The 24,458-nt window shown below is 48.7% G+C and carries 18 protein-coding genes; 2 read left to right on the top strand and 16 right to left on the bottom strand.

Annotated features, from left to right (window positions below; translation table 11 throughout):
* Positions 1-85: 85 nt before the first annotated feature.
* The 3 genes from V1224_12920 to V1224_12930 all read right to left on the bottom strand — a co-directional run bounded on the left by V1224_12920 (position 86) and on the right by V1224_12930 (position 3,655).
* Positions 86-931 carry a hypothetical protein gene (locus V1224_12920; protein WWR15364.1) on the bottom strand — a complete coding sequence of 282 codons (846 nt, stop codon included), beginning with the start codon at positions 929-931 and terminating at the stop codon, positions 86-88.
* A gap of 430 nt (positions 932-1,361) precedes the next feature.
* Entirely contained in the window at positions 1,362-2,096 is a 735-nt protein-coding gene (locus V1224_12925; GenBank protein WWR15365.1) for a class I SAM-dependent methyltransferase, read from the bottom strand.
* Between the two features lie 74 nt (positions 2,097-2,170).
* Positions 2,171-3,655: a hypothetical protein gene (locus V1224_12930; GenBank protein ID WWR15366.1), complete on the bottom strand. Its 1,485-nt coding sequence runs from the start codon at positions 3,653-3,655 to the stop codon at positions 2,171-2,173.
* A 194-nt stretch (positions 3,656-3,849) separates the two neighbouring features.
* On the opposite strand from V1224_12930, the gene V1224_12935 reads away from it, so the two are divergent.
* On the top strand, positions 3,850-4,494 hold the full coding sequence (locus tag V1224_12935) for a hypothetical protein (GenBank protein WWR15367.1): 645 nt from the start codon (positions 3,850-3,852) through the stop codon (positions 4,492-4,494).
* Positions 4,487-6,145 (top strand): hypothetical protein, encoded by a 1,659-nt coding sequence (locus V1224_12940; protein WWR15368.1) that lies wholly within the window; start codon positions 4,487-4,489, stop codon positions 6,143-6,145. Before V1224_12935 ends, V1224_12940 begins: the two co-directional genes overlap by 8 nt.
* Here the strand turns inward: V1224_12940 and V1224_12945 are convergent.
* The 13 genes from V1224_12945 to V1224_13005 all read right to left on the bottom strand — a co-directional run bounded on the left by V1224_12945 (position 6,084) and on the right by V1224_13005 (position 24,417).
* The gene (locus tag V1224_12945) at positions 6,084-7,832 is read right to left on the bottom strand and encodes an ABC transporter ATP-binding protein (GenBank protein WWR15369.1); all 1,749 of its coding nucleotides are present in this window, start codon (positions 7,830-7,832) and stop codon (positions 6,084-6,086) included. The genes V1224_12940 and V1224_12945 overlap by 62 nt on opposite strands.
* Before the next feature lie 115 nt (positions 7,833-7,947).
* The gene (locus V1224_12950) at positions 7,948-9,312 is read right to left on the bottom strand and encodes a sugar phosphate nucleotidyltransferase (protein WWR15370.1); all 1,365 of its coding nucleotides are present in this window, start codon (positions 9,310-9,312) and stop codon (positions 7,948-7,950) included.
* 58 nt (positions 9,313-9,370) lie between these two features.
* Positions 9,371-10,516: a glycosyltransferase family 4 protein gene (locus V1224_12955; protein WWR15371.1), complete on the bottom strand. Its 1,146-nt coding sequence runs from the start codon at positions 10,514-10,516 to the stop codon at positions 9,371-9,373.
* Positions 10,517-10,579: 63 nt separating this feature from the next.
* A complete protein-coding gene (locus V1224_12960) occupies positions 10,580-12,571 on the bottom strand; it encodes an NACHT domain-containing protein (protein ID WWR15372.1) in 1,992 nt (663 codons plus the stop codon).
* A gap of 45 nt (positions 12,572-12,616) precedes the next feature.
* On the bottom strand, positions 12,617-13,387 hold the full coding sequence (rfbF, locus tag V1224_12965; GenBank protein WWR17487.1) for a glucose-1-phosphate cytidylyltransferase: 771 nt from the start codon (positions 13,385-13,387) through the stop codon (positions 12,617-12,619).
* Positions 13,388-13,401: 14 nt separating this feature from the next.
* A complete protein-coding gene (locus V1224_12970) occupies positions 13,402-14,193 on the bottom strand; it encodes a sugar phosphate nucleotidyltransferase (protein ID WWR17488.1) in 792 nt (263 codons plus the stop codon).
* 2 nt (positions 14,194-14,195) lie between these two features.
* Positions 14,196-15,287 (bottom strand): CDP-glucose 4,6-dehydratase, encoded by a 1,092-nt coding sequence (gene rfbG / locus V1224_12975; GenBank protein WWR15373.1) that lies wholly within the window; start codon positions 15,285-15,287, stop codon positions 14,196-14,198.
* Positions 15,259-16,554, bottom strand: coding sequence for a glycosyltransferase 87 family protein (locus tag V1224_12980; protein ID WWR15374.1), 1,296 nt, complete (start codon positions 16,552-16,554; stop codon positions 15,259-15,261). Before V1224_12980 ends, rfbG begins: the two co-directional genes overlap by 29 nt.
* Positions 16,555-16,602: 48 nt before the next feature.
* Complete coding sequence (locus tag V1224_12985; protein WWR15375.1) at positions 16,603-17,661, bottom strand: zinc-binding dehydrogenase; 1,059 nt, start codon at positions 17,659-17,661, stop codon at positions 16,603-16,605.
* Positions 17,658-18,581 (bottom strand): NAD(P)-dependent oxidoreductase, encoded by a 924-nt coding sequence (locus tag V1224_12990; GenBank protein WWR15376.1) that lies wholly within the window; start codon positions 18,579-18,581, stop codon positions 17,658-17,660. Before V1224_12990 ends, V1224_12985 begins: the two co-directional genes overlap by 4 nt.
* Entirely contained in the window at positions 18,578-19,726 is a 1,149-nt protein-coding gene (locus V1224_12995; GenBank protein WWR15377.1) for a class I SAM-dependent methyltransferase, read from the bottom strand. Before V1224_12995 ends, V1224_12990 begins: the two co-directional genes overlap by 4 nt.
* A gap of 55 nt (positions 19,727-19,781) precedes the next feature.
* Positions 19,782-21,623 carry a thiamine pyrophosphate-binding protein gene (locus V1224_13000; GenBank protein WWR15378.1) on the bottom strand — a complete coding sequence of 614 codons (1,842 nt, stop codon included), beginning with the start codon at positions 21,621-21,623 and terminating at the stop codon, positions 19,782-19,784.
* Between the two features lie 157 nt (positions 21,624-21,780).
* A complete protein-coding gene (locus V1224_13005) occupies positions 21,781-24,417 on the bottom strand; it encodes a glycerophosphodiester phosphodiesterase family protein (GenBank protein ID WWR15379.1) in 2,637 nt (878 codons plus the stop codon).
* Positions 24,418-24,458: the final 41 nt, after the last annotated feature.

Here is a 24,458-nt window from a genome sequence, read left to right on the forward strand (position 1 = left end):
TTTGAGTATAAAAAAGACGCATGGTTTACAATTTGCTGTTCCATGCGCTTTTATGTTGTTATTTTGACATTAAAGTTTTTGCCGATTATGCTAACTGCATAGCCTCGGCTTCGATTTCTTTTAATTCATCTAAAGATAATGACGGAACACAATCCGCTATATCTTCCAGTGCCATTTTTCCTTTTTTTATCAACCTTTCGGCTGTTTCTCTGTCTTTCTTATGAACAAGAGTATTTTCCATATCCTTCCAATATGTTTTCATTATCTGCTCATCGTTAAATAAACTCATCATAATCGTTACTACCTCCGCTTCTTTTCTCATCAGATATTCTTTTAAGATGTTCCTATTCTTGCAAATACGAATTGTCTCTTTAACGGTCTGCTCTGTCATTCCATACAATTTTCTCTGTTCATCAAAAACTCTACAGAAAATAATATATTGATTGATAATGTCATCTGTGTCACTCTCATAGATGACCTTTGCCCTTACTTCAATGTCAATATCCGCACCGTTAAAAAATTCCTTGGACAACGATATTGTATCGGTTTTTCTGCCTTTATTCCCTGTAAAAATCACATAAAGTTCAGGCTTCGGCATTTTCACTTTCTTGCTTTTATATAGACTCTGACTGGTTCGCTCAAAATATTCATGGTAGCTTTGTGCTAAATACAACAATATTCTGATTAAAATATTTACTGTCCAACTGGCTTGTGCCTCCAAAAGTAAAAGCAGTCTGTTATTACCGACCATGATACCCAAATCATTATATAGGTTATCTGTAAGCACATTATCTATTGTGACAATATCCAGCGTGTCCTCTGTTGTATCTGTATCCTCTGGGTGTATTGTTTTATACAGTTTCAACAAATTCTTTTTATCTTGGAAAAGATCTAAAAAAACACTGTTTTTTGCGGTACGCTTTGCCTTCACTTCCTGCGTCTGTTTTATATCGTCCGACACCTTACCACCTCGATTTCTAAAAATCTATGGCAATAGATATAATATAGCTTACTCTTGTCATATTTCAATTATACAAAAAAATATCTGCCTTTACAATTAAATTCACATTAAATTTCTTCCTCCGTTTAGTCCTGCTCTGATGTCTGTTCTCGTTCTTAGTCTCCCTTTCAAGGTTCTTTTTGTTGCTGATGACCTCGGCATTTGTCAGCTGCTCTACCTGTTTATTTGCCTCGGATAGCCAAATGATTATTGTTTGTTCTGGACGATTGAAACAATTCTGCCATTTGCTGCTGGGTAAACCAGACTGTTTCCTCCACAAAATAGACATCTGTTTTCTTATCCTTCAAGCAACATCATCGGTAAAAACCGGATTTGTCTCCATCAATCCAGTTCGAAGTATTTAAAATTTCTTTATCTTTCTCACTGCAATGCCGACAAAGTCAGAATATTTCTGAATAACCGTATCAAAAAACAGGCGGTCTCTGTTGGCATACGCATTCTCGATTGCCAGCCAGTCATTCCATGCTGCCATAAAACTTTTCATCTCCCATGTCTCCACAAAGGCAATGTCCGGGTGTTCCCCAATCATGGCTTTCCACCAGCTACAGCTGTGAAACATATGATCGTCTTCTCCCAACCATTCATGAATGGTTTCCCGCTGTTTTCCCTCATACGCTTCCTGAATACCCGGAACCGCGATCAGTACCATACCGCCACTCTTCACATACGGCAGAATCTTAGTCTGAAAAAATCCCTCTTTTCCGGCAAAATAATGATAGGCATCAACGCTGATGACAGCATCAAAAAACTCTTTTTCGAATGTCAGGTTTTCAGCGTCTTCCTGAAGAGGAATCACCTGATCCGAAATGTCCCACGCCTGAAACCTTCCGGCATTTGCCTCCGCATCTGTCCACAGATCATTCGCATAGACGATAGCATCTGTCTCCCTGGCGATGAAAAGACTGGTCAGGCCCGTGCCGCAGCCCAGATCCAGAATGCGGTTTCGTTTGTACAGATGTCCCTGCTCTGTTTGCAGCGGATAAGTTTCCAGCAGTTCCCCGGCCAGACGGACACTATTGGGGCCCATCAGATATTCTGCCGTAAAATATTGTTGGTATTGTGCAAAAGACCTCACTTTCTCACTCCCTCCATATCTATAATCCTGTCTTGTTACGTCTCTTCCTGCAATATTTTATACCGCACTGCCTGTTAATACCTGCTGAAATAATACAGTCTTGTCTCCTGCACTTCCAGCACAGTCTCCACGCTTCCTTCTGCAGCAAGCCGCTCCAACAGTGGGTCCAACGTTTCGCCATCCGCCTGGGAAGTAAGAATATAACACTTGCCTGTCTGTACGATCTGGCCTGCGTCCACTTCCGCCAGTACACTTGTCCCCCATAAAATATTGTCCTGCCCGCCGCCTATACTGTTGACACCATAGCCATTTTTGTAAGAGACTACAGGAATACTGTTATAAAACACATATACTTTTTCGTCTTCTTTTATATTTTCCCGCACATAATCAATCAGCGGATTAGCCTCATTACCTGCCCAGTAGACCTCATCCCTGTCCGCATATGTGCGGATACCGCTGTTCGTGCAAATCAGGACGGCCATCAGGAAGACGGCAAAGAGCTCTCCGCCCCCGGTCCCTCCCTTTATGAGCATCCTGTCGATAAAGTAAAAGGCCAGAATGGCAAAGATCGGAAATGAAAAGCACCAAAGCCTGTCCCGAATCGGAAACATGGTGAGAGAAGAAGCAAACAGAGCCAGCAGAAAGCCAAATGCAAGGACAAAGCAATACCGGCTGCGCTGCCAGATCCCCATGACCAATGCCGCCAGTACTAACGCCGCCAGCAATAACCGTAGTTCATCATGACAGGCGCCAAAGAGACGCCGGATCAGCTTCCAGCCGAGGTCAAATTCATCCCTGCTCTTTGGAAAAAATGGAAACTGGTCATTGACCCAATAGTTCTGCATAAAATCATCGGTCGCTGCCGCTTTCAGCCAGTAAAAATAGTAGATGACAAAACTGCCGCAGATGCCGATACCGCTAATAACGCTGTGAATGACCCTGTCCCCCTCTTTCCGGAATATACCTGTCAGAAATTCACAGGTGAGAACGCCGCCCACAAAGAAGCAGACCGGATTGGCCGCCCAGATAAACGTCATATAGAGCAGTGCCATTCCCCACCAGGGGATCTTTTTTTCCTGATACCAGTGATAGACGACAAGCACGAGCAGCACCCAGATACACTCGGAAACATACGGTTTGAATACATTGGAGTATTTCAGGAGAAAATCAATGTTGGCCACAAATGCCGCACATAACACCGCATATCGGCAGCGAAAGAGCTTCCCGGATACATACCATGTGAGAAACAGCGTCGCAATATAGGAAAATACGGAAAATGCGCGCAAAACGCCTTCCGAGTCCCCAAAGATAATCATCAGCAGTTTCACGATGTAGAGGTAAATCACCGGCGCGCTCTGCACGTAATCAAGCGGCTGCCCGGTCAGTTGAAACAGAGAGCGGTTTTCCAGCGACGAAACAAGATACGCCTCATCCAGCCATAGAGAACGTCCGGCAAAGTTCATGTAAATACTTACGCCAATCCCACAGAGGATGACTGCCATCCCCAAAAGATCCGTGACCTGTTGCAATTTTCCCTGCGATTTCCATTTTACTGACATACTGTTCTCCTGTTTTGTTAAAAATAAAATAAATGACGATACTGTTATGTGATACCTGTCTATGTTATAATAACAGATATGATGCCGCCGGATGGCATTATAAATTCATCCGCTGTGCGTTTACACACCAGCTCAAAGTTATCATATACTCAAAATTTCTGTCATGTCAACCATTTACAGACCGGAGAGATACAATGTTTAAAGAAGCCTTGATCGGTATTTTTATCTTATTTCTATTTTACCTTGTCTGGCGACAGCTGTGGAAGAAAAACCGGAGGACGGCCGGCGCCGTGCTGACGGTTATCCTTCTGCTTTCCTGCTTCGCCAATGTGATATACAATCACCTTGTCATGTTTCCTGATTTTTATATGGACACCGTGAGCGGCGTGTTCCGCTATGGCACATTCAAAGGCAACTTGCTTGCTTACTCTGACGAGTTTATGTTTCAGGATGAAATCATTTTCCCGGTCCTTCGTGACCGCCAGGTATTCCTTGACACGGACGCCGGATTTTATGAGAAGTTTTTCTCTCTCTATGCCGGTTCCTGCGAGCCGCTTTCCGCTGTGTCAGAGCATAGGGATGCGATCATTTCCCGGGCGGAAGATTTCGACTTTTCCCATGAATTCTCCTGTATGGGTATTATGGATTATGTGACGGACGGACTGCCGCAGGAGCTGACCGCATCCTTTGAGGAAGAAATCTATCCTACCCTGTATATCAACACCGCTTCCCTGCAGGGACAGCAGCAGCTCGCCGCTGTGATGGACGAAAACTATGATCTCTATATTATGTCCAAAGCCTACTATGATAACACGACCGGAGGAAATAACCATGAATAAAAAAGCGATTGTTACAGGCAGTCTGTTTGTATTCGTATGCTGCCTTGTGTTTACCGCAGGGGCTTTGATAAACCGTGCCTCCCTGGAAGCGCTTACCTGCGACAATGTCTTCTCTTATCAATGCCGGCAGGCCGTTGCCATCCTGCTCTTATTTTTTATGGGCGCATTTTTTCTGATGATGATCCGGGACAAGCTGTCCTGTAACTGGATTTTGCTGTTCGCCTTTCCGGCCGGCATCTGTCTCTGGGTCTTTCCCAGTCTGCTCCTTTTGCTGCTCGGCATTCCCTATACCCTGCTCAATGTAACGCTGCTGGTCGCCGCGATCATGGGAATCCTGCTTCTCTTCCTGATCCGACGCACCCATAAGCAAAACGATGCCTTCCGCAGCCCTGCAAAACAAACTTCCACAGACGCAGGCGCCGGGAACAGCACGCTGACACAGGCCGGCTTTCTGCAGTCGCTTCCGATGCTGCTTTTTTTCATCGGCGCAACACTTTTGGCCTCCAGCGGCCTGATCTATGTCTTTGTCAGCTACGATTCCTTTTTCTATTTCACCAATTACGGCAACACGCTGACGATTGTTAAAAACTTTAAGGACATTGTCGGCGACAACAGTTTTACCTTAACCAATATCAGCCAGTTTTTGCCGCTGCTCAACTCCTATACATCGTTTTGGGGGCTCGACCAGTGTTATCAGATGCAGGCATTTCTCTCCATTGATCTGATTGCCTGCTTTTTCTATGGACTGCATCAGTACGGAAAGGATGGTCCGAAACACCGCACACTCTTCTACAGTGCGCTGATGACCGCCTTCCTCGTCACTGCCACCTCATTTCTCGTGGCCTCCACATGGATACTTGCCAATATGTACTGCATGGCATATTTGTTTTTTGCAATGCTCCTGCTCGAAGACTGCCTGCTGCCCGCCCGAAGAGAAGCCCATATTTTAACCGCTCTGTTTTTTGCCGCGCTGACGCTGCTGCGCAAAGACGGCATTATCTTCGTCTGCTTTTTTATGGTCTATTTCGTGCTCAAAAGTGACTGGAGCCGCCGGGACCTGTTCTGTGTCTTCCTGCCCTCCGTCATTTCAGAACTCTGGTGGCTGTTTTACGTGCGCGTTATCTTAAAGGCGACAGTAGAGCAGGCTGCCTTTACATCCATCGCCAACAATGCCAATGTCGCGTTCGTGATCGCAGCCATCTCCGCCACCTGCCTGTATCTCTTCGTCCTGCACCCACTTTTCATAAAGCGGCTGCCCTTTTCTGAGACATGGCTGATCTATGGCGGACTGTTCTGCCTGCTGGCCATTCTCACCATCCGCGACTGGAACCAGGTCGTGGACAATATTGACATGACGATCCGCAATATGTTTCTCTATCCTGCTTCCTGGGGGATCAGTGGAATCTTGTTTGGTATCCTCCTTGTAACCACCTTCGTATATCATCCCTTCTGGGATGTCGATACCTTCCTCTGGGCGGGATACGTGATCCTGAACTTTATTTCTTACTGCGCCGTAGGAAAGAATCTTTGGGTCAACTGGGATGACTCTTACAACCGCATCGTCTTACAGATCATTCCTGTCTTCGTCTTCATTTGCGGGAAGAAGTTATTTTCCCTCCTTCAACTGTATAGACAAGATCACAGTTCTTAATCGTAGACAGCCGGTGGGCAATGATGATCAGTGTCTTACTGCCTGCCAGATAGTCAATCGCCTCCATAACGGCTGCTTCCGTGTCGTTGTCCAGCGCAGAAGTGGCCTCATCCAGTACGAGCACCTGCGGATTATGATACAGCGCCCGGGCAATTCCAATGCGCTGCCTCTGTCCGCCGGAAAGCCGCACACCGCCTTCTCCGATGACCGTATCCAGCCCTTCTTCGAGCGAGTCAACGAACTCTTTGAGCTGTGCTTCCTGCAATGCTTCCTGCAGGCGCGCTTCATCGATCTCCTCTCTGGCAATTCCAAATAAAATATTGTCCCTGATCGACGCATCGAGCAACGAAATCGACTGGGGAATATACCCCAGCTTTTTATTCCAGTCATGAATCCCTCTTCTGATGTCTGTTCCGTCTACAAGGACTGCACCCTCCTGCGGTTCCAGCAGTCCCAGAATAATGTCCGCCAGCGTCGTCTTGCCCTGTCCCGACGGGCCGATGAAAGCAACCGATTTATTTTTTGGAATCACCAGTGACGCATGGGTAAACACGTTATTTTCCTTATTGGGATAGTGAAAGCTGATATTGTCCACCCGGATCTCTTTCTCAAACAGGATCTTATCCGCATCTTCCACTGTCCGCATTTTCTCCATCAGCTCCTCAATTTCTTTCAGGTCGTGATAGATTGCGTCGATCGCCGGTTTGCTGAACATGATCCTGCTCAGGTACTCCGCCATCCGGTTTGCCGAAGGCAGCATCCGAAATGCCGCTACCGCAAATACCGAGATCGTCGGAATAAAGTTCGCCGGATCTGCCCCCAGATATATTTTCACACACACAATCAGTAAAAGCCCGGAGATACAGATAGTCTCCATGACCGGTTTGGGAATCATGCTGTATACTTTGAATTTTCTGTTGCTCTCCGCATACTCTTTATATTCTTCATTATAATTCTCCACAAAGACTTTTTCTCTGTTTAATACCTTGATCTCTTTGACGCCGCCCAGCGCTTCCAGCACGGCCTGCCTTGTATTCCCCTGACTGTCACGGCTTCTCCTGCCTGCCTGTTTCAGTCTCTTTTTAAATACCTTCAGAAACACCAGCCCGAAAATACCCACAAGCGCGATCAGACCGGCCGTGATACTGATGTCCTGATAAAGCAGAAACAGTAACAGGGCAAGGCACACGCCACCTTCCGACGCAAACTGCAGTCCTGCCAGAATGGCTTCAAAGAAAGACACCGTATCTTCGTTGATATTACGGCTCAGCTCCGCACTGTTGTGATCCAGATGAAACAGATACGGCTGATTCATATAACAGTCCATCATCTGATAGGAAAGTTTTCGCTGATTGTCATACGTGAAGCGGTACTGCATACTGTGCATGACATAGACATAAATATTTTTCAAAATGTAGATCACGATGATCGCACTGCCGAGGAAAATGATATAACGATTCATATCCCGGAAATCAAAGGCCTCGTAAACGGCGCCAAGATAGGGGTTTTGCAGTACTTGCTGCGGGTTCAGCACCGTACTGATAAACGGCAGCACCGCGCTGACTCCCACCAGCTCCACAAATGCCCCGACAATGATAACGACAAAAAGCAGAGCTGCTTTCAGCTTCTGCTTTTTGTCAAATATATAACAGATCTTCCGCCATGTTCCGATTTTATTCTGCTCCATATTTCACTGACTCTCCTGTTCCATGCCCCTTATCCCGCCTGAAAATATCCTTCTTTCTCCCTGCCGCTCACAGATTCGCAAAGACGGGAAGGAATATCCTGATGCCGTGATGTCATCAGCAATTACCAGTCAGATACCCATCCCAGTCCCACGGCAGCCGCTCAATGTCTTCCTCTACCAGATCGGTGCCAATCTGCACCTCGATAAAGTCCACGCCTTCCCGGGAAGCCATACCGTGCTTGTGCTCTCTTGGAATGTACAAGACATCGCCTCTCACGACTTCTCTCGTCTCACCGTCCAGCAAAAACAATCCTTTTCCATCAATGATCGTCCAGATCTCGTCCCGCAGATGGTGGAGCTGATAACTGAGCCCCCGCCCGGCCTCCACGTGCATACTCTTTGTCAGAGAGCTTTCCTTCCCCGACCTGCACTGCTGCACATCCAGCACCTTATATTCCCCCCACTGACGCTTTTCATACATCGGCCGGTTATGGATTTGCTCCACATAAGGTTTCATAAACGAGCTGGAATGCTTGTCGCTGACAAGAATACCGTCCGCACTGGCCACCACGACCGTGTCCTTGAGTCCAAGCGCTACCACGGGAATTTCCAGTTCATTGATCACATGCGTATTTTCACACGTCTCGCCCCGGATGACGAAACCGCCGTCCGGCTCCTTCATCTGTTCCGTCAGCGTATTCCACGTTCCCAGGTCGTTCCATTCCCCTTTGTAAGACGTATACACGATCGATGTCTCTTTTTCCAACACTGCATAGTCAAAACTGGTCAGAGGCAGTTTCTCATACTGTTCATATACTTTTGCAAACGAGAACTGTCCGGTCTCTTTTTGCAGCAAATGCTTTACAAACGACGCGCGGAACATAAACACGCCGCCGCTCCAAAGCGCGCCGTCCTCCACCAGTTTTCTCGCCTGCTCCAGACCAGGTTTTTCCATATACCGCTCCACCCGGCCGAAACATTTGTCCGGCTCCGGACGGCCTGTAACATAGCCATATTTCTCTGAAGGATACGTAGGATGCACGCAGAGAAGGCAGATCTTGGCCCCGGAATCGCGCAGGGCGGATTCCATCTCGTTCAATTTATCAAAGTAAGCCTGCTCTGCATAGGTATCGACCGGAAGCACTGCAATCATCTCATCTTCATCGATCTGCTTTTTCTCAAGCAGCCATGCCCCGGACAGCAGAATCGCCGGATACGTGTCCCGTCTGGACGGCTCCAGCACCTTTTCCACCTGCTCCCCAAGCTGGCGCCTCATCGAATCTCGTTGCGCTTCACTGGAAGCCACCACGATCTGTGCATCAGGGCAGCTCTTACTGACCTGGCGGAAGATCCGCTGGATCATGGATTCCGAATTTCCATCCTCGTCTTGCAGTACCTTCAGGAATTGTTTCGAGCGGGCGTCACTGGACAACGGCCAGAGCCGCTTACCGGAACCACCGGATAATAATATGATTTTCATCGTTGTATCTTCCTTTTTCTTTCTCTGTTATATTTGATATGATCTGTTCAGGCTGAACTTACGACAAATGACAGATCGCTTCCATCAGTTTCAGATATTCCGCCGCAACCCGGCTCCACTGGAACCGTTCTCTCACGAGCTGACGGCTGCGCTCCCCCATCTGGCGGCGCAGCGCGTTATCTCTGCACAGGCAGACGATCTTCTCTGCAAATTGCTCCGCCGGTACCGCATATCCGTTCCCGTCAATCAGCTCCAGACTGCCTTCACAGGGCGTCATTACGATTGGCAGTCCGCCGGCCATCGCCTCCAGCACCACATTTGGCATCCCTTCTTTTTGGGACGGCAGGATAAAAATATCCGCTGACCGATAAAGCTGCGGCAGCTCCCGTTTTTCCCGCTGTCCGGCAAACGTCACAGATCCGGCCAGATGTCTGTCCTTTGTGATCTGTTCCAGCACCGTGCGATAAGGACCATCGCCCACGATCGTCAGCGTCACTTTCTTTCCCGCCTGCCTGCTAATCTCCGGCAGGACTGGCAGGATGAACTGCAGTCCCTTGCGCTCAATTAGACGGGAGACAAAGAGTAGCCGTATTTCTTCCTGCGACCGCCTCCCGATGTCTGCGTCCTCTCCGGTCAGAAACCATTTTTCATCCACACCGTTTGTAATAATCCGGATTTCTTTTTTGTCATAAAAACCGGCTGCCAGCTTTTTCAGCCCCTGACTGTTCGCCACAAGCGCATCCGCCTGTTTCCAGATAATCTTCTCAAAGGGTCCGATCAGCTTGTACAAAACCCGGAAGCGCTCCTGAAAGCCCGGAATATCCCCGCCGCCAAAACGGATCAGATAAGGAAGCCCGTACTTTTTCTTCAGGCACCAGGCGACCGGACCGCTGGGAATCGCAAAAAACACCTGGCAAATATCAAATTTCTCTCTCTTGCACAGAGCATCGGCCTTATGCAGGGCTTTCCACAAAAAGTCCAGCATCTCCGGGAATCCGCAGTGAGCCAGATGCTTTCTTTTCGCTTTCAGCCGGATGATCCGGACGCCGCCGCTGTATTCCTCTTCCTCAAGACCGTCATACCAGACCGTAACGATCGTGATCTGATACCCGGCTTTTGCATATTCTCCCGTCAGATTCATACAGGCGTTAGCGCCGCCCCCGCCGATTGGCGGATATTCATGGGTGATAATCAGTACATTCATCGGATGACCGCCTTTCATACATAGCTGTAACTCCGTATCCTCTGCTCTTCGCAGGCTTCCCTGTCACTCAAGTGTAAACAGTTCCCGGTTCAATGCTTCCATTTCCTGCATTTCCTGTCGGATTTCCATGAGCAAATCATAACACAGGCCATAATCGAACATTTTCATACCTCCGCTTCGCAATACGCTCATGCGTATAAACTTGGCAATCCTCTCTACAGATTCACTATTTTGATATACTGTCTGTATTAATTGTTCCAGATAATAGACTTTTTCTTCTTCCAGAAGCAGTTCGTGAATCCACGCTGAAATCTTCTCACTGTCATTTTCCATTTTTCTCTCTACAGTTACAGGTACGTTTTTCATCAATAAGATGTCTTTGACCACATCGTCCTCCCTATTACTGCGAAAGATAAACATTCCCTCTGAGGTAAAGGTAGTCTTCCATAAAAAAAAGCGGTCAACCTTTCTTGTTATCTCTTCCAATTTTTCCCGATGTTGCATCCCACCTCCCCGCATGATCCGGCAAGTCTCTTTCCCTGCCCTAAGCACCGCGGCATCACCACTGATCCAGACATTGAGCAGCCCCCTTTTCAGTTCCTCACTCTCCTGCCAGGCAGGCGCCTGTTCCCGAAGAAGACATTCTACCTTTTTTTCTACCTCCATTACACGCGTCAGCCAGGGAATGAGTACGGCTTTGCGAAATGTCTTCAGATCCAGCTCATAGCAGAAATCAAGCATGTTTTTGTATAACATTCCGTTGTCTCCGTCCGTGATTTTATAAAGCAAAGCCTCCTTGCGGTCGCCCATTTCATAGCAGATGTATTTAGCAGCAAAATACTCCATAAATGACTTGTGAATCCACCGGTAAGTACCGCCGTCCTTTCGAAATAGTGGCACGGCATGAATGATGTCCTCAAGAAAATGCTGTGGTTTCGGACTGCTGCCCACCAGATTTTTAATACCAATTCGAATATCGTGGATCAGTTCTTCCTTTTCCTCGTACTCAACCTGCCATCTCTTGACACCCAGAAACCCCAATGCCATCAATACCCGTTCAAAGTCGTTGATTTCGAGCCCCGACTGCTTTGGGTGGACATAAGCATCCTTTGATTTATCATGGTCATTGAACAGCGCTTCATATACCTGTTTATAAAACTCTATTTTTTTATAAGGGATCTCTCCCTTGTACATATATGTCTTATATAAGAGAGAAACAAGAAGCGGATTGGTGAGAAATTCTTTTAAGACCTTAAGATTCTCTTCCTCTTTAATTTTAGTAATCAGGTCCTCCGCATGTTTCCCATAATTGTCATACTTGCGAATCAGCGCAAAAGCCTCGTTCATGCGAAGCGGCTGAATCGTATACTCCAAAAAATCGCTGAAAGAGCTCAGCTCACTCTCCTCCCGTGAAGTAAGGATATACGTATTTTCCGGCGCCCGTTCAATGAAATACCGGATGTCTTCCGTCACCGTCTGACGAAGCTCCACTGCAATCTCATCATAACCGTCAAAAAAGACAATGAATCCCCCCTCCTTCAGCATACACTTTAAATCCGCAGACGCAATCTTTTTGTCGAACTGATCAAACTGTTCTTCAATAAAGCTCATAATATATTTTTCTTTTTTCAGTTTGCGCAGCTCGATCATGATCGGAATCCCCGACTTTCTGATCACGGCCTGCGTCGCCAGATATTTGGCAATCGTGGACTTTCCCATCCCTGCATTGTCAATGACGATACTTCGTTTATGATTGCGCATGATCTCTGCCATGCTCTTCTCATTGACTACGATCCTTTTCCCTTCTTCCCGCTGGCACTGCAGTGTCAGCGGAATATAGAGGTCAAAGATTGTTTTCTCTATTCCGCGGAAAACGATCGTGTGCATCATCGCATTGCTTCGGTAACTGCATGTCAGGTACTCCTGCAATGCCTCATAAGTTCTGTCATACAGAGATTCCTCGTAATCTGTCCGAAAAAAATCCAGCAGCCCCTTAACGGCTGTCTTAGCCATCTCGCCCAATCCTGCGGTTACAAGAATGTTCATCAGATCCATGACTTTCTCCTTTGTATCTGTCAGTTAAAATCTCTCCCGTTACCTTCACACCCTCCACGGCGCCTCTCCGCTCTCCCACAGTTCTTCCAGATACGCCTTGTCCTTGATCGTATCCATTGGAGACCAGAAGCCCGGATGCCTGTAGGCCATCATCTCGCCATCTGCCACCAGACGCTCAAACGGCCCTGCCTCCAGCATTTCCCTGCCGTCTCCCAGATAGGAAAATACCTTTCGGTTCATCACCATAAACCCGATATTGACCCAGGACTGATCCTTTCGCGCCTTTTCTTTAAAACTCTCCACACGCCCTGCCTCATCTATCTTGATCGCGCCGAATCTCCCCTCCGGCCTGGTCGTGGAGATCGTGGCGATCCTGCCGTGTTCCCGATGATATTGTAAAAGGGCCTGGATGTCCACATCTGCCACACCATCCCCGTAAGTCAGCATAAATTCCTCGTCATCGCCGATATAATCCCGGATTTTTAAAACCCTTCCGGCCGTCAGGGTATGCAGGCCGGTGTCTGCAAGTGTCACCGTCCACTGCTCGGCAAAATTCTTGTGTTCCGTTTTCTTCCTGTCCTTCACGGAAAAGGTCACATCAGACTGATACATATAATAATGCACAAAATACTCTTTAATCATGTGCCCCTTATAACCACAGCAGATAATAAATTCGCTCAGCCCGCCGGCTGAATACGTATTCATAATATGCCAGAGGATCGGTTTATTACCGATCTCAATCATCGGTTTCGGACGGACAAATGTTTCCTCACTGAATCTAGTCCCCATGCCGCCCGCAAGTATTACGACCTTCATAGTCTGCTCCTCTGTCACCATATCTTCCACGGCGCTATGCCCGCATTCCACAGATTTTCCATCTGCTCCTTATCCCTCTTTGTCTCGATGGGAGACCAAAACCCTTTGTGCTGATATGTCGAGACCTGCTGTTTCTCGGCAAGCGTCTCCAGCAGTTGTTTCTCCAGCTGATAATTCCCGAGAAGATAATGGAATACCTGCCTGTTAAACACGTAAACGCCCGCATTGACCCATGCCTGATTGTCCGCAGCGTCAGGTTTGCGCACTCCCAGATAATTTCCCTCTTCGTCGATGTCAAGAATCTGATTGCGTCCTGCCGGATGCGCCAACGCCACCGTAGCCCATTTCTGTTTCTCATGATGCGCTTCGATCAGTTTATTGACATCAATATTGGACAGACAGTCGCCAAAGTTGACGATAAATGTTTCCCCGTCGATATATTTTTGAATCTGACTGATTCGTTGTCCGGTAGAAGAATACTGCCCTGTATCCACGACCGTCACTTTCCAGTCTTCCGTAATATTCTTGTGAATCTCTATCGTATTGTTCCGCAGATCGACCGTAATATCCGACTGATAAATATAGAAGTCATTAAAATAATCTTTGATCATCTCTTTGCGATAGCCGGCGCAGATAATAAACTCATGGAACCCATGCGCTCCATAGCCTTTCATAATATGCCAGAGAATCGGATTTTCCCCAATCTCGACCATCGGCTTGGGCACTCCCTGTTTATCCTCGGCTATCGTGCTTGGCAGTCCTCCTGCCAGAATCACTACTTTCATCTTCGCTTCTCCCGATCTCATCTTCAAAAAGCTCTGTTGCCTTTTTCCTCCCAGGCCTTCAGAAAACACGCAGCCTGTCTGTCCATACATGCCGCTATGTCCTCGCCTCGCCGGCGGCAATGCGACCACTGTGCAATCTTTTCCATGGCAGTCTCCACATTCCATACGGGTTTCCAGCCAAATGTATTTTTCAGCTTCGAGCAATCCAGCTTCAGAAAACCGGCCTCATGAGGGCCACCGTCATATCGGTCTTCCCACCTGGTTTCCTGCCCGGTCTCAGACTGCCACTTCCGGCAGAACAGATCCACAAGCGCTCCTGTCGTGTAACAGTCGTTGTCATCCGGTCCAACGTTATAGTTGCCCGCATAGCTCTGCGTCTCATACTGAGCCGCCGCGATCATCAGGTAGACAGTCACCGGTTCGAGCACGTGCTGATAGGGTCTGACGGAATAAGGATTCCTCACCGCGATCGTCCCGCCTTTTTCAACTGCCCGGATACAGTCCGGAATGATCCGGTCCGTTGCAAAATCGCCGCCACCGATCACATTACCGGCTCTCGCGGTGGAAACTGCCACCCTTCCGTCAGTGAAAAAAGACTGGCAATAGCTGTCCGTCACCAGCTCAGAACACGATTTGGAATTGGAATATGGGTCATAGCCATTGAGTTCTTCGTTCTCCCGATAACCCCAGACCCATTCCCTGTTTTTATAGACTTTATCTGTCGTCACATTGACAAAAGACCGCACACTCTCCGTCTGCCTGATGCACTCCAGCACATGGACTGTCCCCATCACATTGACATCATAGGTATATACGGGATTTTTGTATGACTCCCGTACAATGGGCTGAGCTGCCATGTGAATGACGATCTCCGGCCGTACCCGCCCGAAAACCTGTTGCAAATGCGGCAGATCGCGCACATCCCCCATGATTGACTCCATGCCGTCAGCCAGATGACACAGTTCAAACAGGGAAGGGGCGGTCGGCGGCTCCAGACTGTAACCCGTCACCTGCGCGCCGAGCGCCCGTAACAGGGCACACATCCAGCTTCCCTTAAAACCTGTGTGTCCCGTAATCAGTATTTTTTTATTTTTGTAAAGATGATTTGGATTCATATCTTCTCCCGGCAAGTTCCTTACCTGTCTGCAACATTCCTTCAACAACTAATAGAAAACACATTCCATAAATAGACAAATATCTCACTACATAAGAAATATCCCCGGTAATATTTGTTATCGCCGGTGTATTCCACACAAAGAAGCAAAACATTCCCGCAAACAATAACGCGTACATATAATCATTTTTCTCTTTCCGTTCCCCACATAAGAACAGTATCAGCGGAATCGAAAAATAAATCGGTGTATAGGATCCGGACCATGCAGGAACAATGACCATCAAACTGCACAGCAGATATAACCGTTTCCACTCCACTTTCGTCAGCCAGGCAACAGTGAATGCCACTGCCGCATAACATATCGTTAATATCGTTCCGATTACAGGCATATGAAAATGAAGGAATTTGAAATCTATTTGGTTCCATGTCGACCGTATACTTTTCCAGCTGTAATAAGATATGCCAGCATGCAGCTGTGCCTGATTTTTCAGCATCCGGACAAGCCCGTGAGATCCACCAAAAAATACAAAGGGAACAAAAAACATAAGGACTCCATATAAGACCAGCCGTCCCGCTTCCCGATACCTTTTTTCCTTTATATAAAGTATCCCAAAAATCGCCGGATATATCTTAAATCCTGCGGCCATCGCAATAAAAACAAGCGCCATCTCCTGGCTCCGTCTGTCTGGCCGCTGCCGTAACTCCATTGCCCGCATAAGTAAAATACAGGCAGTCAGTGCTGCGTTACCAATCCACAATATACTCAATATATAGACTCCGGAACTAAATATCGCAAGCGCAATTCCTCTGATATGTCCTGTTCCGAATCCTTTTTGCCTGATCAGACGCTCAATGCTATTGTAAAACAAAATACCCATTGCTACATTGTATAGCACGTATAAAAGCAGGGCATAGGAGGACAGGGAAGGGGCATCATTCATCGCAACGGCATCCAACGCCAGACATTTTCCCAATGCCCAATACATCATATACGCAAGCGGTGGAAAACAGGCATTATAATCAACATCATAAACGTTCTTTGGCTCTCTTACATAAAAGATGTGATTAAAAAAGTCCATAAAATAAAAGTCTTTATCGGTTAGTACAAGATCGATACATTCCCCCTGCGTCTGCCACAGGTAGCATATGTTAAGGCTGCCGATCAGCAGAAGCAACGCCCCAAACAGGAACTGTGGTGTAATCTTGCTGTAAAATTTCTGCAGGCATCCCCCTTCTGGTACACTTACTTTACCGGGATTTTTTCCCATCTTCTACTTTCCTCCTTCAATGTCCTCAACAAAGAATGCCCCATAAAATCATGCACAATGCACCATCACCTTGATCAGATCCCGCTGCTTTTCTTTCATCAGGCAGACTGCTTCCTCAATTTTATCCAGGCCGTACAGATGGTGCGTAACAAGAGGCGCCGGATCGACGCGCCCATACCGGATCATGGAAAAGATCCGCTCTACTCTGGCACGCCCGCCTTCTGCCAGTTCCATATGCAGTGTCTTCCCACACATCCCACGTCCACCTGAAAAAATCGGCAACGGCAGGTATCCGGTACCCCCAAAATAGTTTACGTTTGATATGGTACCGATTCCATACCGGGTCATATCATAAGCCTGCGTCAGTGTATCTGCGCCTCCTCCGGCAATAATGACCGCATCCACGCCAACGCCGTCTGTCATCTCCAGCACTCGTTCCGTGACATTTTCTTCTTTATAATTGAGCACATCAGTAGCCCCATAGTTTCTGGCCAGTTCCACACAGACCGGACGGGTTCCCACTGCAATAATCCGTCCGGCGCCAAGCAGGCTGGCTCCTGCGACCGCCATCAACCCGATGGATCCGATCCCAAGTACACAGACCGTATCACCGAACTTAATATTGGCATTTTCCGCTCCGGTAAATCCCGTTGTGACGACATCGACACTCATCAGCGCCTGCTCGTCAGAAATATCCGGCGGAATATGCGCCAGTGTGACATCCGCATCGGAAATCAGAAATCGTTCCGCAAAGACCCCTGGCTGCGTGCGCCCTAACTGGCAGCCAGAGAATGGGGTTCCCGCATGTTTACGGTTTCCCTCCTGTATCGCCTTGTGGCGCCAATCCGGCGTCACCGCAGGGACAGCCACTTTGTCACCTGCTTTAAAATCCCTCACATATGGCCCCACTTCCACGACTTCCGCGATACTTTCATGGCCCAGTATCAGATTGGGCTGTTTCGGCGAACCTCCCCATATCGTATGAATATCCGAAGAGCAGGGTGTTACCGCAATCGGCTTTAAGATAGCTCCATAAGGTGTCAACTGCGGCTGAGGCGCATCAAACCATGCCGTTTTCTGCTGTCTTTCCAATACAAAAGCTCTCATGCCTTTTCACACTCCATTCCCGTGGCATCCATCGTTTTGCGGATGCCCTCTTCAAAAGATGTCATCCTGAAATCACCGATCGTTTCCAGAAGCCTGGAAATATCTGGTCGAAGAGACGGTGATCTCTCCGGATTCGTACAACTCTCTCCAAACTCATATGTCCCCGTTCCATTGGACATCTCATATATTTTCAACACATACTCTCTCAGTACTCTCGTGTCATCACTGCCCACATTATAAATACCTGAAGCACAGCCATTTTCAATCAGACGCATAACGATCGCTGCAAAATCATCAATATACAGATAATTCCATTCCTGCGTACAGGGGCCCAGCACCAGATTCTGTCCCGTATTAAATTTCCGGATGCAGTCATCCACCAAGGTCCCAGCCCTGTCTCCGGGCCCGTATACACTGAAAATACGCAGATGGATGAAATCCATCTGTACATTCCGGCAATATGCCTCAGCCCTGCCGGAAAACTCCAGCTTCGCCTTCCCATACTCTGAAATTGGCAAGCACTCCATACTCTCCCTGATCACTCCACTTTTATCCCCATACTCTGCCTGTGATCCGGAAAAAATAAACTGTCTGCAGCCCAGCTCGTCTGCTATTTGCAATGCCCTGACGGAATATGCTACATTTCTGCTCTGCACCTCTCTGTCTGCTCTGTTGCGGCTCCCCGAACCATGCCAGGCAAAATGAATCCACAAATCGGCGCGGGAAACCGCTTCCCGCACAATGTCCAGATCGTCCAGTGAACCATACAATAAGTGTAAACGATCACCGGCAGGTAACTGCCCCAATCTTGTTGAATCACCGCGTACCAGGGCATAGACGACATGTCCTTCTCTTAAGAGTTCTCTCAGTAAATGCGCTCCCAGGAAGCTGGTCGCTCCGGTAAACACTACGGTTTTCATGAACTTATATCCTCATATCTCTGCAGAGATCTTGTCTTCATGACCATGATCTCTGTCTCACTGTCAAATTTCTCTCTGATTACTCCTGCAATCTCCTTCGTATATCCCGGGGCCATAATAATGATGGCATCTGTCGGGCGATTCTGTGCTTCCTCCGGGGATATGATCGGTATATGCGAAGCTGGTGCAAATCGGTTCTGTTTAAAAGGCGCCGAATCAATCATATATTCCACCTGGCCTGCCAGACCGGCCGTTGCCGCCAAAGTAAATCCCTGATGACTGGCTCCCCAGATTGCAACCCTCTTTCCCGCTTTTTTCAGGCTGTCCGTATATTGATTCAATTCCTGACAGACAGACTGATAACTGGCCTTGATTTTTTCTACGTCGATCCGCTGTTTTTTTCTGACGATCATCGACAGCGTGTCTCTGTTTACAATCTCTTGCTCCAATACCTCAAACCCGTTTTTCTGCAGCACAAAGCGCAGTGTGTCAAACGTATAATAAGCCAGATGATCTCTGATCAGCTCATAATATCCGTTATGCTCCAAAATATATTCCAGACTGGGAACTGTGATCAGCCCCATGCCTTCCGCTGTCAGGTTTTGGCAGATGCCCTGCAACATACCATTGGGGTCAGGCTGGTGCTCCAGAAAATTAAAAGACAGAAACGCATCAAACGGACCGTTTTCCAGTCTCTGCTGTCTGTTATCCAGAAATCCATCCTCCACGCACAGGCCAATGTTCCTTGCCTTCTGCACCAGCTCATGCTTGTGTTCTACTCCATATGCCATGACCGGAAATTCTGATAAGACAGATAAAAATTCTCCCTGACCGCAGCCGACCTCGATAAACTTTTTCCCCTGCAAATGATACGTTTCAATGAAATGCGCATACTGTTTTTTTCGCAGCGCTGCCATTGTCGTCGAGTATCCACCTGACCGGATCACATCCCTGTAATAGGCTACCGGCTCACAGTCAAACTGCACCAGACCGCAGCCCTGGCACTGATAGAGAGCCAGAGAAATTCCGCAGTCTTGCTCTACAGAAGAAAGATCAGGAATATCCTGCGCAGAAGCGGGCATATGGTCAAACTCCAATAACGGCTCCTCATACAATACTTCCCCACATACAAGACATCTTCCCATGCGCCTTCTCCTCTCCATTCTTTTCCGGTTTTCCCCGACTGTTTTTTGACCGTATCTATTCCTCGATTGGCTGGATAAACAGATTCTCTCTCAACTCATCCCTGTCCAAAAACGGCGCCAGATCTTCCAGAGGCGGACTGACAAGCCGCCCGTCCGGCAATCGCCTGGTTGCACTCTTCGGTTCCCACGGCTGCTCTGTATCCGTAAAAATCTCACAAAATACAAAACCCGGCTGTGCCAGAACTTTCTCTACCGTTTTCTTCATCTCTTCGTTACTGTGCGCACTGAAATAAGGGATCGCAAACGCCCCTGCGATCTTCTCATAGTCAGGGAAAGAAAGGTCATGACTCTCCGGTCCGATCCCCACTTTGGAATGTTCGTGGAACAGATTATTTTGTGTCTGACGAATACTGTGGTACCCCTGATTATTAATGAGAAACAGTTTGATTGGCAACTCATTCGTAACCACAGTCTGTAATTCCTGTAGATTCATCATAATGCTGCCATCGCCCTCCAGACAGATCGTATCCCGGCCGCCAGCCGCAATACACAGACCGATCGCCGCCGGCAGTCCATATCCCATACTTGCAATCGCGCTGTTGATAATAAAACGAGTACCCTTTTTCATGCACCAGTTCTGATGCCCGACAACACAGCAGGCGCCGTTACTCACCGCTGTCAGACTGTTCTCCGGAAGATGCTCGCTCAAATATCTGACGAATGCAAATACATTCGCCGTCTCGCCGTTCTCCTTCCAGTGCCGCTCCAGTGTGACCGGATATTTGCGCTTCCAATGCAGGCACTGTTCTCTCCACCAGTCTTCTCCCGACACAGGAGTCGCTTGCTTCTGTGCGCCGCGTTCCAGCGCCTCCAGAAAGTCCCTGGCATCTGCCCAAACCGGCATATCCACATGGAGCGTGGGCTTCTTCAGCTCCGCTCTGTCAATATCGACCATGATCACTTTCGCCTCTCTGGCCCAGGTCTTCCAGTTATAGCCTACCTGACGGATACTGATGCGTGTGCCAATAGCCAGCAGAAGGTCCGCATTCTGCACGGCAAAATTCCCCGGACGGTCTCCCATATTGCCGCCTCTACCACAATACAGGGGATGTTCGTCCTCGATCAGATCTACACTGTTCCAGTAAGTCACAACCGGCACACCCAGACGCTCCGCAACTCTCCGGAATACCGGAAAGCCCCCGGAAATCCTGATCCCGTTGCCCGCATAGATCACCGGACGCTTTGCCGCTACAATCTGATCCAAAATCTGTTCGATCACATCTTCCGTAACCCGGGGCGGCAGCTGCGCGTCGTCTTCTTCCGCATCATATCCGCGTAAGTCGTCTGTTTCGATCTCCATCCCCTGAAAGTTCAGAGGAATATCAAGCCATACCGGTCCCGGTCTTCCCGTCACCGCCAGATGCCACGCTCTCTCCAGCACATACCTGATGTCCGCCGCATTTTCCAGCATGACTGCATACTTGCACATACATTCCACGGATTTTACGATGTCAAATTCCTGATCCCCCACTGCCCGCAGCGGCAGGCCATCCGTAAACTGCTGACCGTAGCGGGCTGTTGTGTCATACCTTACCTGTCCGCTGACGATAAACATCGGGATTGAATCGAGCCATCCACCTACGACTCCTGTGATCGCGTTAGTGCCTCCCGGGCCTGTCGTCACACATACGGCTGCAATCTTATTCTCCAGCCGGGCATAACTTTCCGCAGCGATCGCACACGCCTGCTCATGATGATTGTACGTACAATGGATCCCTTCCGCATGTCCAAACGCATCATTCAGGTGCATTGCCCCGCCGCCCACGACAGTAAAACAATCTGTGACACCTTTTTTCTTCAAGAACTCCACAACATAATCCGCTAATCTGATCTTCATGCTTTTCTCCCATAATTTCCAACATTTCCATTTTTATTGCCCCGGGTATGATGATGAATGCCAACCGATGGTATCATATCTGCCAAATTATACCACACCCGACAATATTGGTCAAAAAATACCCTCACGGATACGGACCTTTTCCGCCTGCAGCCATTTATTCCCGCACGATATAAATCTGATCATTAGGTATTCGCGCCGTGCCTCGGTAAGGTCTGGCTGCCGATTCAAACAAAATATACATCCCTTCCGTTGTCATCTGTATCTGTTCGGCCCCCTCCGGCAATATGCAGATCTCATCCGGCTCCAGGTAGGCCGTTTCCTCCTCCCGCCAGTAAAAGCGAAGCAGGCGTGAATCCTCTGTCTGATAACTTTGACTGAGCAGCATCGTGCGCGTTCCGTCCCCGTCTTCCCGGAACGTGATCCCCTGAATACGCTGGGGGATCGACACCGCTGACAGTTCACGCACATTTGCCGGATCGGATATATCATACCGTTTCAATATGCCCTCACTGCCGTCGACATAGGACCCTACATACAGCTCCTCGCCATGGAGATTTAAAAACGAGGCCACATTGGCTCCATTATGATTGACAAGTCCCGCATCAAAATCCACGAGGATCTCTCCCGCATACGTATCTGATAAAATGTCTGTCCATGAAAGCGCATAGACATGCCCCGACGCACCCGTAATCCAGAGCAGATCATGCTCCTGATCGTAAGCCGCTCCGCCTACATGCGCCTGAAAGCGCAAATCAACCGTCTTTATCAGCGTTCCCTCTCCATTCAGGAGATACAAAATGCTACTTTGTCCGCCTGAATAGCTGTAAGCGGTGACAACGAGCAGGCTTCCCGCTTTCGTCAATCCCTGCACGACATAGTCATCAAGCCGCTCTTCCCTGCCCGGTTCGTAGAGTCCGGGCATCGTTACTGATCTCTCATATTTGCGGACGAGATAACTATAGTCCGGACAGGTGGCGACTCTCGCAAGTCCCGGCTCATTCGTCACAATACCGTTCACTCCCATTTCCTGTACATTCACCATCTGCTGCGGCGTATTCGCTGTCCAGGCAAATACGTTTCGTCCTGACGCCTGAATGGCCCTCACCGTTTCTGCCGTCACCGACTCTATGTTAAGTCCATAATATTCCGCCGGGAACTCTTCGACGAGCGTTGTCTTTGCATCCGTCGTATTATACAGGACTGACAACGTCTCATCCAACTCTTTGATATGCGCCAGATACCTGTATTGAAACGAAGCGAAAACACATTGGCCTTCCATCTGTCTCTGCTTTACAACCGCAACAACTGCCTCTTCAAAGCCTTCCACTTCCCCAATATCTTTCAGCTCCAGATAAATTTTCATGCCGCTTCCCTGAACCAGCTCCAATACCTGAGAGAGCAGCGGAATCCGTTCCCCGGCAAACTCCGGTGAAAACCAACTTCCCACATCAAACGCTGACAGCTCTTCCCATGTATAATCTGCGACCCGTCCGTCCACGCCCGCTACCCGCCACAGATTATCATCATGGCAGACAACGATCTGTCCGTCCTTTGTCATCTGCACATCAAGTTCAATATAGTCGGCGCCAATATCAAGCGCACCCGCAAACGCCGCCATCGTATTTTCCGGAAACTGTCCCGAGTATCCCCGGTGCGCGATGATCTGCAGCCTTTCTTCCTGCTGCTCCATATTGAGCTGCTCTTCTGCAATAACAGGGGCGTTTTCCTGCCCGGTCTGCGCAGATTCACCTGCCACCTCCTGTCCTGTCTGTGCGGCCTCCTGCGCCTGCATCTCCATTTGAAGGTTTCTGTCAGCCCGCACCTTCCACGCAGGGACGAGAAAAAAGATAGCTGCCATCACAAGACAGCCTCCCGCTGCCGCTGTCACATACTTCTTTCTCCCGGCCTGCGAAAGCGCGCATATTTCCCACCCTTTCCAAAGCAGTGGATATATGGCCATGATATAGAATACTACGGCAAAAGAAGTAAAAAAGCCGGCGTATTTTGATTCCATAAACAATCCAAGCGCCGGAGACAATCCTTTCATAATAACAAAAAGCAGGCCTGTTCCGACCCCGAACTTCATCAGTCTTGAGGCTGCCGGACCCGTTGTCTCAAAACGGATTGCCTTCTGTTCCAGCAGCCAGCCAAGAAAAAATCCGAACCCGGCGCCGGCATTGGACAGACAGCCGACCCTCAGCATCGGCAGAAAGCAGAGCAGACAGCCAAGGCCACTGATCCAAATTGCCGCTCCCGGTTTACTCTCTGACAGGCTGAGCGCCTTTCCTGTCACCCACAAAATGGCAAGTCCCAACAGAAGAGAGACTGCCACATCCTGCGGCGTATGCACGCCGAGATAATTGCGGGAAAACAGGACGCCCGCCGTTACCAGCCAGCATAACGCGCCGAGTCCCCGTCTGCTCCTGCCCCTCCATGCCCCGTTACCTGCCGCGCCCCATACGGCCACTGCTCTGGCTGTATGACCGCTCGGGAACGAATACCCGCCGGCACCGGCCAGCGCTGCCTCTACCGGATGGATCCGCTCATCCCTCACCCACGGCCGCTCGACATGAAAGAGCGGCTTCAAAAACTGATTGGCCGTACAGGCAAGCGCCACGTTCATCCCCATATACTGTCCAATCCGCTTATCAAGGCACCAATAGACACCTGCCAGCAGAGTGAATGTGACAGCGCTCTCCCCCAGTGATGTCCACCAGAGCATCAGGCTGTCAAACACGCCGCCAAACATTTCACGAACCGTCTGCAAAAATAAAAGATAAGAAATATCCATTGTGATTTATTTTCCCCCTGTCATGCTTTTTGATACGTAAA

Source organism: Lachnospiraceae bacterium JLR.KK008 (assembly GCA_037015955.1).
GTDB lineage: Bacteria > Bacillota > Clostridia > Lachnospirales > Lachnospiraceae > VSOB01.